General features: G+C 45.9%; 15 protein-coding genes. 6 read left to right on the top strand and 9 right to left on the bottom strand.

Annotated features, from left to right (window positions below; genetic code table 11):
• Positions 1 to 26 precede the first annotated feature (26 nt).
• The 3 genes from AB9H23_RS03790 to AB9H23_RS03800 all read right to left on the bottom strand — a co-directional run bounded on the left by AB9H23_RS03790 (position 27) and on the right by AB9H23_RS03800 (position 1,376).
• Positions 27 to 869, bottom strand: coding sequence for a toprim domain-containing protein (locus tag AB9H23_RS03790; RefSeq protein WP_321212052.1), 843 nt, complete (start codon positions 867 to 869; stop codon positions 27 to 29).
• Entirely contained in the window at positions 870 to 1,052 is a 183-nt protein-coding gene (locus tag AB9H23_RS03795; RefSeq protein WP_013295845.1) for a 50S ribosomal protein L37e, read from the bottom strand.
• Between the two features lie 87 nt (positions 1,053 to 1,139).
• Positions 1,140 to 1,376 carry an LSm family protein gene (locus tag AB9H23_RS03800; RefSeq protein WP_013295846.1) on the bottom strand — a complete coding sequence of 79 codons (237 nt, stop codon included), beginning with the start codon at positions 1,374 to 1,376 and terminating at the stop codon, positions 1,140 to 1,142.
• 235 nt (positions 1,377 to 1,611) lie between these two features.
• Between AB9H23_RS03800 and AB9H23_RS03805 the strand changes: the two genes are divergently transcribed.
• The 3 genes from AB9H23_RS03805 to AB9H23_RS03815 are packed head-to-tail and all read left to right on the top strand — an operon-like array spanning position 1,612 to position 4,940.
• On the top strand, positions 1,612 to 2,097 hold the full coding sequence (locus AB9H23_RS03805) for an RNA-binding protein (RefSeq protein WP_321212053.1): 486 nt from the start codon (positions 1,612 to 1,614) through the stop codon (positions 2,095 to 2,097).
• A gap of 3 nt (positions 2,098 to 2,100) precedes the next feature.
• Positions 2,101 to 2,796, top strand: coding sequence for a 2-amino-5-formylamino-6-ribosylaminopyrimidin-4(3H)-one 5'-monophosphate deformylase (arfB, locus tag AB9H23_RS03810; protein ID WP_321212054.1), 696 nt, complete (start codon positions 2,101 to 2,103; stop codon positions 2,794 to 2,796).
• Between the two features lie 20 nt (positions 2,797 to 2,816).
• On the top strand, positions 2,817 to 4,940 hold the full coding sequence (locus AB9H23_RS03815; RefSeq protein WP_370005667.1) for a ribonucleotide reductase N-terminal alpha domain-containing protein: 2,124 nt from the start codon (positions 2,817 to 2,819) through the stop codon (positions 4,938 to 4,940).
• 102 nt (positions 4,941 to 5,042) lie between these two features.
• Here AB9H23_RS03815 and AB9H23_RS03820 read toward each other — a convergent pair whose 3' ends face one another.
• Positions 5,043 to 6,572 (bottom strand): hypothetical protein, encoded by a 1,530-nt coding sequence (locus tag AB9H23_RS03820; RefSeq protein ID WP_370005668.1) that lies wholly within the window; start codon positions 6,570 to 6,572, stop codon positions 5,043 to 5,045.
• Positions 6,573 to 6,875: 303 nt separating this feature from the next.
• Between AB9H23_RS03820 and AB9H23_RS03825 the strand changes: the two genes are divergently transcribed.
• Both AB9H23_RS03825 and AB9H23_RS03830 read left to right on the top strand, forming a co-directional pair.
• Positions 6,876 to 7,637 (top strand): hypothetical protein, encoded by a 762-nt coding sequence (locus AB9H23_RS03825; RefSeq protein WP_321212057.1) that lies wholly within the window; start codon positions 6,876 to 6,878, stop codon positions 7,635 to 7,637.
• Between the two features lie 36 nt (positions 7,638 to 7,673).
• Complete coding sequence (locus AB9H23_RS03830) at positions 7,674 to 8,942, top strand: oligosaccharide repeat unit polymerase family protein (RefSeq protein WP_370005670.1); 1,269 nt, start codon at positions 7,674 to 7,676, stop codon at positions 8,940 to 8,942.
• Between the two features lie 4 nt (positions 8,943 to 8,946).
• On the opposite strand, the gene AB9H23_RS03835 is transcribed toward AB9H23_RS03830, so the two are convergent.
• From AB9H23_RS03835 to AB9H23_RS03855, 5 genes are all read right to left on the bottom strand, one after another.
• The gene (locus AB9H23_RS03835) at positions 8,947 to 11,445 is read right to left on the bottom strand and encodes a DUF5814 domain-containing protein (RefSeq protein ID WP_321212059.1); all 2,499 of its coding nucleotides are present in this window, start codon (positions 11,443 to 11,445) and stop codon (positions 8,947 to 8,949) included.
• 23 nt (positions 11,446 to 11,468) lie between these two features.
• Positions 11,469 to 13,115 (bottom strand): AMP-binding protein, encoded by a 1,647-nt coding sequence (locus AB9H23_RS03840; RefSeq protein ID WP_370005672.1) that lies wholly within the window; start codon positions 13,113 to 13,115, stop codon positions 11,469 to 11,471.
• An 18-nt stretch (positions 13,116 to 13,133) separates the two neighbouring features.
• On the bottom strand, positions 13,134 to 13,538 hold the full coding sequence (locus tag AB9H23_RS03845) for an acyl-CoA thioesterase (protein ID WP_370005674.1): 405 nt from the start codon (positions 13,536 to 13,538) through the stop codon (positions 13,134 to 13,136).
• A gap of 11 nt (positions 13,539 to 13,549) precedes the next feature.
• Positions 13,550 to 14,122: a helix-turn-helix domain-containing protein gene (locus tag AB9H23_RS03850; RefSeq protein ID WP_370005676.1), complete on the bottom strand. Its 573-nt coding sequence runs from the start codon at positions 14,120 to 14,122 to the stop codon at positions 13,550 to 13,552.
• A 100-nt stretch (positions 14,123 to 14,222) separates the two neighbouring features.
• Positions 14,223 to 14,528: a hypothetical protein gene (locus AB9H23_RS03855; RefSeq protein ID WP_370005678.1), complete on the bottom strand. Its 306-nt coding sequence runs from the start codon at positions 14,526 to 14,528 to the stop codon at positions 14,223 to 14,225.
• A gap of 133 nt (positions 14,529 to 14,661) precedes the next feature.
• On the opposite strand from AB9H23_RS03855, the gene AB9H23_RS03860 reads away from it, so the two are divergent.
• Positions 14,662 to 15,882: an ammonium transporter gene (locus tag AB9H23_RS03860; protein ID WP_370005679.1), complete on the top strand. Its 1,221-nt coding sequence runs from the start codon at positions 14,662 to 14,664 to the stop codon at positions 15,880 to 15,882.
• Positions 15,883 to 15,910 lie beyond the last annotated feature (28 nt).

Consider the following 15,910-nt stretch of genomic DNA (forward strand, 5'->3'; position numbering starts at 1 on the left):
AACAAGAAGGTTTTAAGTTCCCGGGTCTAGGATGATTCATCATCGGTTTCAGTGAACACCAGGGCCGATTTAACTATTCTGAGCCACTCAACAGCATCCTCCCTTGATGGTGCCGCGATGAAGCCCTGGCCAAGGATTATGCCTTCAGGTTTGATGTGATCAGTTACAAAATAAATCTTCTCAGGGTCATCTGGTTCCTCTCCAAAGGTTTCGCTCCAGAGTTCCCCTATTGAGAAGGTCTCAAGAAGTTCCTTATCTTTAATTTCAGAAAAACGAGTTTTGAGCCGGGAATAATCCTCCTCGAGGACCTTTAATTTCTCCTCGAGGACCTTTATCTCCTCTTTGAGGGATTCTGCTTCCCTCTCACCATCCTCAACTTCACCGAGGAGTTTGATATTTTCATCCCTGAGGGCGCTGTTTTCGGCTACCAGTTCATTAAGCCTCTCCTGACACTCTTCAAGGCTCTCCTTCATGTTCCTCAGATTTTTAACACTGGAGAGTGTCTGGAGTCCGGCCCTTATGATGGCGTTTTCTATTTCCTCCCTTATGAGGTCAGGGTCGAGGTACTCGACGTCATGGCCGTAGGGGAGTTTCATTCTCTCAATGTGCCCTACATGACCCTTAAGGGCTTCACGGAATTTATCAGCCAGTTCCCGCCCTGTCTGGTCAACGTCAGTGGCTATGAGGACAATATCCGCGCCCTCAACAGCCCTCATGGCTATTTCAAGGCTTGTTGTTGGCACTATGGATGATATGGTTATATGGTATTTGGCGCCGAGGGATACCCTCTGCAGTGCCCTTGAAACACTCTCAACGTCAGAGGCTCCCTCAACAATTATCCGCACATCAACAGGGCCCTTGTTATCCATTTATTTCAACCTTTGGCCTGTAATTTTTTTATTCTGCCAGCTGTAGCGCCTTATACGGCGTGATTTCCCGAAGCCGCATGCTGCACATACCTTCTTACGCACGTGGTATGAGTTCTTACCGCAGCGCCTGCACCTTATATGGAGATTCTTGTTACGCTTACCAAATGATGGAGTACCTTTCATGTTCTAATCCTCCTGAAAATCAGTTAAAACTTGTTAATTTAAATATATGCTTTCTTTAATCATATATAAATCAAAGCTGTTCCCGGATCACGGGGATATGTAGACTATGTTATCTCCACGTATAAGGACGGTTCCGAGCCTTCTTGTGACCTCTCCGTCCTCCAGTTCCTCTGCATCATTCAGCACGAGGTTCATATGGAGATCAAAGCTTTTTAAAACTCCCCTGAATTCCCTGTCACCCTTAAGTTTAATGATCACAGGGGAATTCAGTGAATTGCCCAAAGCATCAAGTGGTCTCTGTACGTTAACTCTCTGTGAACTCACATCTATCACCTATCCTAGATTAAAATATGGTCAGATTATATTTAAATCTAACTAACAAGCCAGAATCTTCCAGTCAGATACTCCATTTTTCTATTTTACTAGTATATAAGTTTTCTCACAACGATAATGGCATAAATCTTACTCTTTAAATAAAGGTGATTGCAGATTAGAGGGTAAACTGGTTTAATGGATTAAACCATATAGATATGTAAGGTTCTCATGAAATTTCCAGGGTGTGAATGTGAAGATAAAAAAGAGGTACCATATAAAGAAAAAGAAGATGAAGGAGATTCTCGACCAGATAGGGGAATTCTCCCTGCTCATACCCAGAAAGGCCACCGTTGAGATAATAGAAACAGATGAAAACGACATAATACTCATCAATGGAGAGCCGCTCCTCATGTTCATGGATGAAAGGGTCGTTCCCACCCTGAGGGGGGCCATCCATATGAGGGATATAGAAAAGGGTTATGTGGTGGTTGATATGGGGGCCGTGAGGTTCCTTGCAAACGGGGCCGATGTGATGAGTCCAGGCATAGTTGATGCTGACCCTGAAATTGAGAGAGATGACATCGTCATCGTGGTGGATGAAAAACACCGAAAACCCCTTGCAGTGGGAATAAGCCTCATAAGTGGACCTGAAATGATAGAAAATGACTCTGGAAAGGCCATCAAAACCATCCACCACATTGGAGATGCGATATGGGACCTCGAGGTGTGAAGGGTGGTTGAACTCAACCTTGATGCCGGTAACGTAATCTCAGGGGATGTCCACAGGGTGGGTATACTCGCACTGGGATCACACCTTGAGAACCACGGCCCGGCCCTCCCAATCGACACCGATGCCAAGATAGCATCCTACGTGGCCCTGGAGGCATCCCTCAGAACAGGGGCAAAGTTCCTGGGGATAATCTACGGTGCAACCGAGTTTCCATATGTTAAACACGGCATCCATATTGACAGGGACGAACTCCTGCAAGGAGACCTCAAACCTGTCCTTAGAAAGGCCAGGAAACGCCTGAACATCGACGCGGCTGTTATTGTAAATGGTCATGGCGGAAACCAGCTTGAGGACTGCGTTGAGGATCTCATGGATGAACTTGACATGGAGATAATCTGGAATAACAGGATCGTTGAGATTGAGGGTCCCCACGCAGGAAGCGGTGAGGTGTCCGCTGGAATCATACTGGGCATAGCGGACCTCACGAGACTCGGGGAATGCAGACCAGAACTTTATCCTGAAATAGGAATGATAGGCCTCAGGGAGGCCAGAGAGGCCAATAAGGGGATTGATAGGGCCGCAAGAATCTGTGAAAAGGAGGGTATAAACCCTGACCCTGTTCTTGGCCAGAGAATACTTGATGATGCCATCGAGAGTGTCGTATCCGATGTTAGGGAGCTCCTGGAGATGCTACCCTAGAGGTCCCCATATAACTCTTAATGATGATAAATTTAACAAAAACCGCCCTGAAGGTACTTGAGGAGAGGTACCTCCTGAAGAACGAAAGGGGTGAGGTTGTAGAGACCCCTGAGGAGATGTTCAGGAGGGTTGCCCTGGCAGTTGCATCTGCAGATGAGATGTATGGTTTCGACAGCCATAGGGCAGTGGAACTCTTCTATTCGGTTATGCGGAATCTTGAGTTCCTCCCGAATTCACCCACCCTCATGAACGCAGGTACGCCAATAAACCAGCTCTCAGCATGTTTCGTCCTCCCTGTTGACGATTCAATTGAGAGCATATTTGAATCCCTCAGGAACATGGCAATAATCCACAAATCAGGTGGGGGCGTTGGATTCTCATTTTCCAGACTCAGACCCAGGGGGGACACCGTTGCATCGACGATGGGCGTGGCCTCAGGTCCCGTGTCATTCATGAGGGTATTCGACGTCGCAGTCGAGGTTATAAAGCAGGGTGGACGGAGACGTGGGGCCAATATGGGGGTGCTCCATGTCAGCCACCCGGACATATTCAGATTCATAGAGGCCAAGACATCAGAGGGGCCCCTCAGAAACTTCAACCTCTCTGTTTCGGTCCCTGACAGGTTCATGGAGGACGGGATGGTTGACCTCATAAACCCGAGGACCGGTGAAACCGTTGACTCAGTAGCATCCAGGGAAATATTCAGGAGGATTTTAAAGGCCGCCTGGAGGTCAGGGGACCCCGGGATGATATTCGAGGACAGGATAAACCAGTACAACCCAACACCATCCCTTGGAAGAATAGAGGCAACCAACCCGTGCATATCCAGTGACACCCTGATAGTGACCTCTGAGGGTCCTCTCCCTGTAAAGGAACTGGAGGGCAGAGCATTCATGGCGGTTGTCAATGGCTCAGAGTATCCCTCCAGTTCTGGTTTCTTTAAAACAGGTTACAGAGAGGTTTTTGAAATTAAAACCAGGGAGGGTTACAGTTTAAAGTTGACCAAAGATCACCCCTTACTGGTAATGGAGGATAAACCAGTATGGAAGGCCGCCTGCGACCTTGAAAGGGGTGATGTGCTTGTTATGGATTCGGAAAGCAGCTTTAACTCAGGGGAGACGTTCTCCACATTCCTTTATCTTAAAAGTAAGGGTTATGAGGATGTCTATGATGCCTGTGTTGCAGGTGCAAATGCCTTCACTGCCAACGGTTTCATTGTCCACAACTGCGGTGAGCAGCCCCTACTCCCCTATGAGTCATGTAACCTCGGCTCAATCAACCTCTCATTAATGGTCTCAGCTTCAGGTGTGAACTGGGAAAGACTCAGAAGAACCGTCCATACAGCGGTGCACTTCCTTGACAACGTCATAGACGTCAACAGCTACCCGCTCCCTGAGGTCAGGGAGATGACGCTGAAGACAAGGAAGATCGGCCTTGGTGTAATGGGATTCGCTGATATGCTCATAAAGCTGGGTGTCCCCTACAATTCAGGGGAGGCCCTTAGGGTGGCTGAGCGGGTCATGTCCTTCATAGAGGGTGAAGCCAGGAGGGCCTCACTTAATCTTGCAGATGAAAGAGGGTCTTTTCAGGAATTTTCAGGAAGCATGTGGGATGAAATGGGCTTTGAGGGGATGAGAAACGCCACACTGACAACCATTGCACCCACAGGTTCCCTCAGCATAATAGCAGGTACAAGCAGCGGGATTGAACCCCTCTTTGCGGTCTCATTCACAAGAAACATTCTGGGCAGAAAATTCACCGAAATCAATCCCCTGTTTGAAAGAATCGCCAGGGGGCAGCTGAAAAGGGATGCATTTGAAATGATAATATCGAAGGGAAATCTGCAGGGAGTCTCGGGGGTTCCAGATAGAATCAGGAGGCTCTTTGTAACCGCCCATGAGATCGACCCTGTCTTTCATGTTAAGATGCAGGCCGCCTTCCAGCGCCATGTGGACAACGCCGTCTCAAAAACCGTTAATCTGCCGCCTGATGCGTCCATAAAGGACGCTGAGAGGGTATTCAGGGCAGCATATGAACTTGGATGCAAGGGAATAACCATCTACAGGTATGGAAGCAAAATGAATGAGGTTCTGAGGTTTCCTGAATATGCAGGTTCATGCAGGGATATGAGCTGCCCCAATTGATATTATATGGGAGGAGTTCAAGGTGATAAAATGGACACCATATGACCCTGAATCCTCCCTATTTTGATCTAATGGACAGTATATATAGTCTTTCTCATTCAGCTAGACCACCCTGTAGACAACAAAGTCGCTATTCTCATAAACCTTCTCAAGATAAGGGTATTTCAGGCTTGATACATCAACCTTTGATGGATTATAGAAGAGAAAACTGCTGGAAGCATCAAAAGTGAAATTTCCGTTCGCCCTAAGTCTTTTATCAAATACCAGAAAAACGATTCCATTTTTAGTCAGCTCATTCCTCTGAGGGATTTCAGGTTTCTCATATAATAAAGGATTCACGGGTCTGTTTGTATAAGCCATTATAAACCCTGCTGCGAAATAATTTGACATTGAAATGGTGCCCTCTTTATCCTGCTGGCTGAACCATTCTGCAAGTTCAACTTCTGAAGGTGTGGGAGGCGCGATCTTAATTCTTCCATGAGATGTCATAGCACCATAATCAACAACTTCTGTACTTGATAGGTTGCTGAACCCTTGGAAAACAGCAAATAAAAGTACAGCTGCCATTAAAATGCATGCAATATTTTTATTTTTAATTTCAATGATTTCTGCAGTGTATCTTAACCCATGAGCCGCCAGAATGCTCATAGGAATCATTATGTAGATGAGTACCCTATAGGTTATGACATTAACCCCAAAGTAGTATGCCTTTGAGAGAAGGAACATCGAAATAACCCATAAAAGTATAAAACGATCTCTTAAACCGAATCTTTTAATGGAGGGTGTGAGACCAACAAGGGATAGCACTATAACAAGGTAACCCAAGAGATCAGGATATTTCATTATACTGAGGTTTCTTGAAGTCTGTAGTGATGTGCTTACACCACCAGGTCCACCAGTACTTTTAAGGTAAAATGCCGGTGCCCACCATACCGCTGCAATTAAGCCCGCAGTCATAATCAGGATCCCATAACCTTTCAAAGCCTTTTTTATGATACCGACATCTCTTTTAAAGTAGAGTTCAGTTATTATAATTCCGGCTGTGATGAAGGTAATCGCAAAGCCAAGGCAAAAGGTTGCAGCTGGGTGTATAAGTGCAACGATGCCCATTAAAACTCCTGATATGAATGAAGAGAGTAATTTATCCTCTTTAAAGAATTCATAGTAAAAGTAAATACTTAAAGGAAGGAATATAAGCGCCATATTCTCTGGCAATGGTGAAACAAGCCTCATTGCAATTGCTCCTGAGAAAAGTATTAAACCTGCAGCTAAACCCACGATTTTATCCTCATAGAACCTTGAGGCAACCAGAGTAACTGATAAAGCAACAAGGCATGCCAAAAATGGCTGTATTATCCTTGCCACGTCAAACATGTTCATTCTAAAGAGATATGCCAGTGCAAGAAGTGTCATGTGAAAAACTGGTGGGTAGTTAATAATAGCTCCCTCAGGTGCATTGTAAACAGGATCAAAAAATGTTAAACCCTTTAACATGTAAACCTTTGCCAGATGAATATGGTAGAATATATCCCACCCAACTGGCCATGGGTGCCTGAAAGTTACCATAAGAGCCATTAGGAATACTATGAATGACGGTACAAGGTATAGTACTCTCTGATTTGAATTTTCCATTAATAATCCTCCTTCATAAGGAAGTTGTGATCATGTTATATTTTAAATAAGGTCTATTACCGACGGCATTTAAGTTTTCTTCTTCAATGTGGAATTTGTTGTGCAAGCAGTTAATCGCAGATCAAGAGAAGTATGGTATTAAATGTATATCAATATGAAAAGTTAATCCACATCATAAGTTAAATAACTAGAAAGTTAATATTTACTCAAGTCTAAATGTCTTCAACTGTAGCTGCAGACTCTTAAATTTCTGCAATTTAGTGATAAGCAACTGCTAGAATACTGGAATGGGAGAGATAAAAAATGAAAATCGGTAAATTAACCGTGATCGATGTCGCAATCATTTTATTCCTCGCTTCACTTGTTTTATACGGATTTCTTAAAACCTCAGATATTGATTCAAACATACAGACATTCACATTCGATTCTTCAGAAATGACCAAAGTCCAGATAAAGTACAACGATCTCTACAGTAAGGGAAAAATCATTAACAGTAAAATCAATGGTTATAACTCCTTAACACAGAAAAGAGGGGTAATAAATGGTGAGGTTCTATGGGTAGGAACCATCAATGGGAGGGTAGAAGTTCTCATGAATGTCAGTGGAAAAAAAATACTTGCAGGGGAATACCAGGACAAATTCGCAGATTATTACATAGACTCAATAACACTGGAAGCCACGGGAACCCGGAACGCCACTGATATTATCATAGAACCCATAAAAATCCGGAGAATGTCTGATCTGCTCCTTGATATTCCCTCAAAGTATGAAATGACAACAAACATACCCATAAGCAATGTGGATGTATCAAGATTTCAGGAGCTTTCAAGAGAACTGTACAGCAGAGAAAAACATGTGTCAATAACCCTGGACATCCAAAATGGTAGAATAGAGATCCTCCAGGCAACTCCCGAGGCCATAAAAATATCTGATGAAGTTCTAGGAGATCTAGATGGCCAGACAGATTTCATAACAATAAGAGTATACAATGCAGACAGTAATGTCCTAGAAAAAATAAAAAGCCGCTACAAGATCATCAAGGTAATTAATCTTAGCACATTATAAACTTTTAGTACAGTATAAACTTCGCAGGTATCTTTTATGAGTCATCTTTACAATGCAGCAAGGAATCTATGCAGAAAGGTGGAATTTAACGTCAGGAAAGCATTGATATTCAGATTAATGCTGGGAGTCTTTCTAACTGTTGAAGAAATATGGTTAAAGAGCTTTTTCAGGAGAATATTCCCTTCAAGTAATTTTATGAATTTCCTCAAAAAGAGCAGAATACTCAGAAACCACATATTTTCACCTCCAGCTTTCATCGTGTTTTTCTCAGTATTCATGGGCCTCGCTGCCATTCCTGTCACAGGGCTCCTGCATGTTAACATAATAACTGGTTTTGTATGTTTCTTTGTTTTTTCAATGGTAATACCCGACAGAATTTTGAGGGGAAACAGATACCTGAAAGTTGACATGGAAGATATAAGATCAATTGGCCTTACCCTCTTTCTTATTGGCTTCGCCTTTTTCGCCATAACCATCACATCCGTGAATGGCATTCCTCTCATGAAACCCGCCCTGAGATATCTCCTCAACCCCAGATTAACTATTCCCTCTTTTTTAATGATCCCTGGAACAGCACTGCTATCATCTTACATAATAGATGAAATGCAGAAGAAGCGTATAGAGAGACCAGCTGCTAGGTTTAGAGTCATGATTCTGAACATAATCTGCATTTTTCTCCTGGCTTTACTTGGGTACAGAACACCCCTTGTTGCAGTTATTCTCATAACTGTCATAATGGGCTATTACACAGAGTTATTTGAAGTATGGGAAGTCCTGGGTTTCTTGATGGTGACTTTACTTGTAATCATGGGTATAGGTTATTTCAGATCAGTCGAGGAGTATTCCTTAAGTAACTTGAGCGCTTTAACGTTTTTACAGATGAGGGCTGCCTTCACAATGGGTGTGCTCGACAGATTATCCACCCTTTCAGGGATGACTGGCGTTATGCATGGTAAATTAACCTTGAGTATGGTTCCCGGCCTTGGCAGTGGACCAAGAACACTAATCGGGAAACTGATCTGCTGGAGGACAGGAGTTACAATCACACCCACAATATTTGGACAGATGATCGTGGAATTCGGCACAGCTGGTGTGGCAGCTGGAATGAGTTTGCTTGGCTTAATTTTAGGGTTGGGCTACAGAATAATGCAAAAAACAAGGGATTCCTTTTATGTCATGATCTACTCCCTTATTATGGCCTACTGTCTCATCTCAGTTGAAACCGGAATCCTTGATCAGCTTGTGGTGATTTATATCCTATCTGCAGCTATCGTATACCTTTACAATATATATCTAAATCTATAATGTTCTAAATACGTTTACCCTTTTCGATGGCCCTCGCAATACCTGAACATTCCTTCAAAATAATTCTCTCTTTAAATGCAGAGGCAACCCTTCCGATGGACTCAACTGTTCTCACCATTTTGTCAAGCCAGCTGAAAATATCTCCAGGATACGCCTGAATCTGATATCTTGAGAGAAGCCCCTTACTTATATCCCTAGGGTCCCTGCCACTCATTCTCTCCCAAAGTATATATTCCGACAATTTTCGCTGAATACACCCACAGAAGGGTCTGTCCATGCATTCACAGGAAAGAAAATCCATCTGTATTCCAAGAACAGCCTCCTGTAGATTTTTATCAAGTTTTATGAGATTATCCCCATTGGATATTATATCAAGGGTTGAATCCGCTGTCAATCGGATTGAAACATTGGCGCCAACTGCCCTCGTTAATCCCCTATGCATTCTTCCTGAGAGATACGCGCCCTCAAATGGTTCAAGTTCAACCGCAATATCAAGAGGCTTTTTAGTGGATTTGAGGTTCCTCCTTATGTACTCCGCATCCTCCACATTTAGGAATGATCTTGAGACGGCCATCCCATAATCAGTTGCCCTGAGTTCTCCTTTCCTGCTTATAAGGCCAGATGACTCAAGGAAATCAAGCGCCATGTCTCCACCCATGGTCCATGGCACATCAGGGGTGATGTCATGCTCTGATTCAATGGCCCCCGAGGTTATATCCGCCAGAAGATTTTCAAGAATGTTTTCATCTGTATGTTGAACCTCAACAGGTTCAGGACCGCTTTCAAGGAGCTCAAGGGCCACAGATTCCTCTGAATCACCATCAAATTCCATGCCAATTTCTGCAAGAACATAGACAGCACCCCGGTCATGGTAGGATGGCCTGCCAGCACGTCCAAGCATCTGTGAAAACTCATTTGGGGTGAGCCAGCGGTTACCCATGAGGAGCGTTTCAAATATAACCTGTGATGCCGGAAAGTCCACTCCCGCTGCAAGTGCCGCTGTCGTCACAACTGCGGCGAGTTTCTGGGATGCAAAGGCCTTCTCTATTCGCTGCCTCTCAGAGTAGGATAAACCTGCATGATATGCGGCTGCACTCACCCTGTTCCTTGTGAGGTACTCTGCAATGAGCCTTGTTTTCCTGCGGGAGTTTGTGAATATTATCGTCTGTCCCTGGAACCCCTTCCTTGACTTCGAGGAGAACTCACGTTCTGCAAGCCTCAGTATGATGTTCTTCTTTTCCTCACCGCTCCTTGAGAATATGAGGTGTCTTTCAAGTGGCACTGGCCTTTTATCGTATTCAACCAGCTTCAGGCCAAAATCTGATGCTATTTCCGCGGAGTTTTTGACTGTTGCAGAGAGTGCTATGATCTGTGCGTTCGGGAATAACCTTTTTATCCTCCATATCATGCCGTTGAGCCTTGCTCCCCTATCCTCATCCTCAAGGGTATGTATCTCATCAACCACGACCACGCCCACATCACCGAGGATACCTGCCTTTCCTGACCTCAGGATGTAGTCGATTCCCTCGTAGGTACCAACTATTATATCGGCGTCAGCCACATCGGTATCAGGAATCCGCAGCTCGCCCTTTGCCTTTATCCTGCTCATACCAACCTTTATGGCTGTTTTAAGTCCAAGTGAAGAGTATCTCTTCTTAAAGTCCCTGTACTTCTGGTTTGCAAGGGCAACGAGTGGTGTGAGGTATATGAACCTTTCACCCCTCATTGCCCGGGGGATACCTGCAAGTTCCCCCACAAGGGTCTTTCCACTGGCTGTCGCAGATACAACCATAAGACTAGCGCCCTCAAGGAGACCAGCATCAACTGCCAGTACCTGCACTGGCCTCAGCACCCTGCTGCCCTCCCTTCTTAGAATCCGCTTAAATTTCTCAGGAAGCCCAAGCCTGTCAATGGGCACCTTTGGGGTTCTGTCTGCTGTTGCTGTTACCCTATCATAGAGTGTCAGTTCCTGGTTCGCCAGTGGGTCGAACCTGGGTGACATCATCTCAAGGACCCTCTCAAGGCTTACACCCCTCCTGATCAGCCTCCTGAAGTTTCTGAATGCCGATTTATCCATGCCTGCCAGTTTGAGCTCCCTTCTTATTACCTCATCAACGCACCTTGAGCATATGATCTGGCCCTCATGCTTCGTTGATGCCCTTGAGCTCACAAGGGTCACATAGCCCTCATGGAGGCAGTGCTGGCATACCCTTGCATACCTGTACCTGATACCGTGATTCTCAAGCAGTTCTTCAAGTTCCTCATCCCGCCCTGTTAGAAACACGGCCTGTTTCCTCAGGAGTTTTATGGCCTCTGAGGGTTTTCTGAGGGTTTCCCTTTCATTTTTCTCCACTGTGAACCTTGCTATTCTGGGGCCAGAGGAGGTTTTTTTGATTTTCAGCTTTCCCCAGTAACCTGGCTTTCTTCGGGTGTTTAAGGCACCCCGGGGACTTCCGGCGGGTATAAAATCAACTGATCTTTTCCTTCGATTCAGGACTATCATTATATCTCTCAAAAAATTAAGGGTCAGGAGCCTTCCTTCTTCTTGAGGAGTTCAACTGCCAGCTCCCTGAGTTTGAACTTCTGGACCTTCCCGCTTGCGGTGAGCGGGAACTCATCAACAAAGAAAACGTGTTTCGGGACCTTGTACCTTGCTATCCTCTGGATTGCATAGTCCCTGACATCCTCCTCGAGTATGTCTGCACCTTCCTCCCTGATCACAAAGGCACCGACTATTTCGCCGTACTTCTCATCGGGTATCCCCACAACCTGCACGTCCTTTATACCGGGCATTGTGTGGAGGAACTCCTCGATCTCCCTCGGGTAGATGTTCTCGCCGCCCCTGATGATCATGTCCTTTATCCTTCCAACGATTGAGTAGTATCCATCCTCATCCATCACCGCAAGGTCCCCACTGTGGAGCCAGCCGTCCTCATCTATGGCCTCAGCTGTCATCTCAGGCATCTTGTAGTAGCCCTTCATGACGTTATAGCCCCTGCAGCGTATCTCGCCGGGTTCGCCGGGGCCCAGCTCCTCGCCGGTTTCAGGGTCCACTATCTTGACCTCAATGTGTGGTAGGGGTGTTCCAACGGTTTCGACACGCTTCTCGATGGGGTCATCCACACTTGTCTGTGTGAAGACCGGGGATGCCTCTGTGAGGCCGTAGGCTATGGTGACCTCCTTCATGTTCATGTCATTCATGACACGCTTCATTGCCTCTATGGGGCAGGGTGACCCCGCCATGATCCCTGTTCTGAGGGATGAAAGGTCGAACATGTCAAACATCGGGTGTGTGAACTCTGCTATGAACATGGTTGGCACGCCATAGAGTGCAGTGCACCTCTCCTTTTCCACCGCTGCAAGTACCAGGAGGGGGTCGAAGAGTTCTATCATGACAAGTGTCCCGCCATGCGTAAGGATGGCCAGCACCCCCAGAACTATTCCAAAGCAGTGGAAGAGTGGCACCGGTAGACACAGACGGTCCTCCTCGGTGAATTTCTGTCTCTCACCGATGTAATAGCCGTTGTTGAGTATGTTCCTGTGGGTGAGCATTACCCCCTTGGGGAAACCCGTGGTCCCCGAGGTGTACTGCATGTTTATGACATCGGTGTTCTTGAGGGTTGACATCACACTGCGGAGTTCACTGTCAGGGACGTGTTTACCCAGGAGCATCAGTTCATTGGTGTTGTACATCCCCCTGTGCTTCTGGGCCCCTATGTATATGACGCTTCGAAGTTCAGGGAACCTTTCACTCCTCAGGTGGCCCCTCTCCTGGGTTTTGAGTTCAGGTACAAGTTCATAGAGTGTCTGCACGTAGTCAACGTCCCTGAAACCGTCTATGATTGCTATTGCCTTCATGTCGGACTGTTTCATGACATATTCAAGTTCATGGCTCTTGTAGGCGGTGTTCACCGTTACAAGAACCGCCCCTATCTTTGCTGTTGCAAAGAGGAATGTCAGCCAGTCTGGTACGTTGGTGGCCCAGATACCCACGTGGTCACCCTTCTTTATTCCGATGGATAACAGGCCCTTTGCAAGGAGGTTGACCCTCTCATTGAACTCCCTGTAGGTGAACCTTAGATCCCTGTCAGGGTATACTATGAACTCCTTATCAGCGTACCTTTCAACCTGTTTCTCAAAGAATTCCCCTATTGTTTCCTCAGTGAAAACCATAAATCCACCCTTTCTATGTTAATCCTCTTCCACAAGGTGTTTTTCAAGCTGTGACCTTATATCAGGGGGTATTGGCTTTTTCCTCTGTTCAATGAAATCGTAGTGGACCAGGACAGCCTTCCCCTTTGCCTTTAGTTCCCCGTCCTGCCATGCCTCGTGGCCTATGGTGAAGGATGAGTTCCCTATGTGTGTTATGTAGCTTCTTATCTCCACGTCACTCCCATAGTACATCTGTGCAAGGAAGTCGAATTCTGTCCTTACAAGGATGAGTTTCCACTTCTCATAGCTGAGGTCAAGGTCAGGTGTGAACATCCTGAAGATTGGGTTCCTTCCCTTCTCAAACCAGACCGCCAGGACAGTGTTGTTAACGTGTCTGAGACCATCTATATCCCCAAAACGTGGTGTCACCGTGATTTTGAACATCCTATCAGCCACTAGAATGGTGTGTAGACAACTGCCAGTATCCTTGCATCATTTTCCCCTGCTGCGTGGAGGTGGTGGGGTACCACAGAGTCATAGTATATACTGTCCCCTTCACCAAGCCTGTACTTCTCCTGTCCATAGATGACCTCGATTTCACCCTTCAGGACGTATATGAACTCCTCCCCCTCATGGGATGACAGTTCGAAGTCGTCGCTGTGGAGTTCAACGTCGATCAGGAATGGCTCCATGTGCCTGTCGCTTTTGCCGGCACCGAGGGAGTGGAAGTTGAGGTTGCTTGTATCCGCACTCTCCTCATAGCCTGAGAAGTGTATGACCCTCTGGGTTTTTCCCTTTCTGACTATAACCGGTTCATCCTGGACCCTGTCATCAAGGAGTGTGCCGAGCCTCACTCCAAGTGTCCTTGAGATCTTTATGAGGGGTGTGAGTGATGGTAGAATGTCTCCTTCCTCTATTTTCTTGATGAGTTCCCTATTAACTCCACTTCTTTCTGCAAGTTCCTCCAGTGTGATGTTCTGGTTATCCCTGAGCTGTTTTATTCTTTCTCCCACAGTGTTTGCTGGCACGTGATCACCTTAAAATATGGTCATATGTATCTATTTACTAAAATTTCAGTTTAAAAAAATTGCTGTTTAAAAGTGTTCATGAACATAATCTGCCGGCGGATTACTGATCCTGGTTCTGGTCCCTGCTGGCCGGTGCTGTTCTGTTTGTTCTGTTATCAGTATAGAATGTGACCTCTGTCTCATTGGTTGTGTTGTTGGTGACGTTCATTATGTGTTTCCTCAGGACTACTGGCTGGAAACCAGGGTTTCCCATGGGTTCTATCTTCTCATCGGAGGGAAGGATGTCTGTGGGAAATTCAACTGCAAAGGATGGTTTTATGAAGATACATACTGTGGATGAGAAGCCATATGCAACAAGAGCTATCATGAGCACTGCAAAGAGCCTTCCCTTTTTTGTTGAGTTCAATGAAACACCTCTTACTGTTTTTCTCATTTTTCTGATATTTTAATGTTGGCATGGCACTCGGAAAAAGGTTACCGGCATCCTTATATAGTCTAGTTTATCATATGGATAACAAAAAAAAGGAGTGTGATAAGGAATGTTAAATTCAGGTGATACAGCCTGGATGCTGATATCAACTGCCCTGGTAATTCTTATGACCATACCCGGCGTTGCAATGTTCTATTCAGGCCTTACAAAAAGGGAAAATGTCCTCAATACAATTTTTCTATCATTTGTCTCCTTCGGAGTGGTCAGTCTGCTGTGGTTTTTATTTGGCTATGGCCTCATCTTTGGAGGCGACATTTCAGGGATAATAGGGACCCAGATCAGCAGCATAAGCCTTACATCCCTTAACTCAGCGTCAGAATATGCTCCAACAATTCCAGGGGGTCTTTTTGCAATTTTCCAGATGACATTTGCTGCCATAACAGTTGCGCTGATATCAGGTGCTGTGGTTGAGAGGATCAGGTTTTCATCGTGGATCATCTTCATCCCCCTCTGGTTCACATTTGTTTATGTACCCGTGGCCCACTGGGTATGGGGAGGCGGATTCCTGCAGAACCTTGGTGTCTATGATTTCGCAGGTGGAATAGTGGTGCACCTCACAAGTGGTATTGCCGCACTTGCACTTGCACTGGTCATTGGCCCAAGGCACGACCAGAAGCTGATGCCGCACCATCTTGGATACTCTGTGATAGGTACAGGTCTTCTGTGGTTTGGCTGGTTCGGGTTCAACGCAGGTTCAGCCCTTTCAGCGGGCAACCTGGCCACAGGTGCAATGATTGTGACCAACACCTCTGCTGCCGCAGGGATGCTCGGCTGGATGCTGATGGACAGAATCAAAACCGGGAAGCCAACCCTCCTTGGAGCCCTTTCAGGTGCAGTTGCAGGTCTTGCATCAATAACCCCTGCAGCTGGCTTCGTGGATATAGGTGCATCGATTTTCATTGGGTTTCTGGCAGCCATGATCTGTTACCTTGCTGTGTCCTGGCTCAAGCCCCTCCTGGGGTATGATGACGCCCTGGATGTTTTCGGAATTCATGGAGTCTCAGGTGTTATAGGAACAATAGGGGTGGGTCTATTTGCAATACCCGCACTTAACCCCGCCCTCACTGGAGGTGGTCTCATAACAGGGAGCACCGCGCTCCTCACCAGTCAGGTTATAGGTGTTGTTACTGTTGTCATCTACACCTTCACAGTTACATACATTCTAGCAAGCCTGCTCAAGAAATGGAGGGGGCTCCGTGTTGAAAGGGAGGATGAGATTCAGGGCCTTGACATAAACCTACACGAGGAAACCGGTTACAGACTGACATAATCAGTGATTTAAATAGGGGCAAGAGAAT

It is taken from the genome of Methanothermobacter sp. KEPCO 2, from assembly GCF_041228365.1.
Lineage (GTDB): Archaea > Methanobacteriota > Methanobacteria > Methanobacteriales > Methanothermobacteraceae > Methanothermobacter > Methanothermobacter marburgensis.

Bases quoted from the DNA above. Each gene is read 5' to 3' on its own strand.
- AB9H23_RS03790 (WP_321212052.1), bottom strand. From the start codon at position 869: ATGGATAACAAGGGCCCTGTTGATGTGCGGATAATTGTTGAGGGAGCC.
- AB9H23_RS03795 (WP_013295845.1), bottom strand. From the start codon at position 1,052: ATGAAAGGTACTCCATCATTTGGTAAGCGTAACAAGAATCTCCATATA.
- AB9H23_RS03815 (WP_370005667.1), top strand. From the start codon at position 2,817: ATGATGATAAATTTAACAAAAACCGCCCTGAAGGTACTTGAGGAGAGG.
- AB9H23_RS03820 (WP_370005668.1), bottom strand. From the start codon at position 6,572: ATGGAAAATTCAAATCAGAGAGTACTATACCTTGTACCGTCATTCATA.
- AB9H23_RS03825 (WP_321212057.1), top strand. From the start codon at position 6,876: ATGAAAATCGGTAAATTAACCGTGATCGATGTCGCAATCATTTTATTC.
- AB9H23_RS03830 (WP_370005670.1), top strand. From the start codon at position 7,674: ATGAGTCATCTTTACAATGCAGCAAGGAATCTATGCAGAAAGGTGGAA.
- AB9H23_RS03835 (WP_321212059.1), bottom strand. From the start codon at position 11,445: ATGATAGTCCTGAATCGAAGGAAAAGATCAGTTGATTTTATACCCGCC.
- AB9H23_RS03840 (WP_370005672.1), bottom strand. From the start codon at position 13,115: ATGGTTTTCACTGAGGAAACAATAGGGGAATTCTTTGAGAAACAGGTT.
- AB9H23_RS03845 (WP_370005674.1), bottom strand. From the start codon at position 13,538: ATGTTCAAAATCACGGTGACACCACGTTTTGGGGATATAGATGGTCTC.
- AB9H23_RS03860 (WP_370005679.1), top strand. From the start codon at position 14,662: ATGTTAAATTCAGGTGATACAGCCTGGATGCTGATATCAACTGCCCTG.